Annotated in this window: 1 pseudogene; it reads left to right on the top strand. The window is 75.5% G+C overall.

Annotation, left to right across the window (positions count from 1 at the left end):
- Positions 1–277: 277 nt before the first annotated feature.
- A pseudogene (locus K6I33_RS35390) lies at positions 278–801 on the top strand (hypothetical protein); the annotation flags it as partial.

Consider the following 801-nt stretch of genomic DNA (forward strand, 5'->3'; position numbering starts at 1 on the left):
GGCGGGGGCGGCCACGGTGGGGCCCTTTCTCGCGGGTGATGCGGTTTGTATGGTCGTACGAGCCGGAGGGGTCGCCGAATACGGGGGACTCTACGAAGCCGCCGACCGCCAGCAACGATACCGGCACACCGAACCGCCCCCATGGGACGGGGGCGGGCACGAGAGGTAGCGTCGGGAGCGGACCGGACGGCGGCACGGGAAACGGCACGGGAAAAAGAGCGTGTCCCCGTAGGCTCGAAGGTGCAGGACGACGACACCAGGGGAAGACACACTCCACATGCCGGACCGACGCCGCCACGCGGTTCACCGCCTCCCGCGCCTCGCGCTGCGCGAGAGCCAGCCGCAGCCGTCCCCCGCCGAGGAGGAACGGGACAACCCCTTCGCCGCCCCGCCCGAGGGCCGGCCGGACCGCCCGTGGCAGCCGCGCACCCCCGCGACCGGCAACCCCGGCCCGTCCGGCGGCGGTGACGGCAACGGTGACGGTGGCGGCGAGAGCGGCCAGGACCAGCAGGGCGAGCACAGCGGGCAGCGTCCGGCGTGGGGCAGCCAGTGGAGCAGCCGGCAGCCGGGACGGCAGGGCGGCGGCTTCGGCGGCGGCCAGGGCCCGGGAGGCGGCCCCGGCGGCCCGGGCGGCCTGCGCTGGGACCCCACGGACCCGGCCCAGCGGCGCGCCCGCTACGCGCTGCTCGCGGGCATGTGGGGCTTCTTCTTCGCCCTCTTCAGCATCCCCCAGGTGGCCCTGCTGCTCGGCGCCCTGTCCATCTACTGGGGCATCAGCTCCCTGCGCGCCAAGCCCAGGCC

Origin of the sequence: Streptomyces sp. UNOB3_S3 (assembly GCF_020740895.1) — a bacterium.
Lineage (GTDB): Bacteria > Actinomycetota > Actinomycetes > Streptomycetales > Streptomycetaceae > Streptomyces.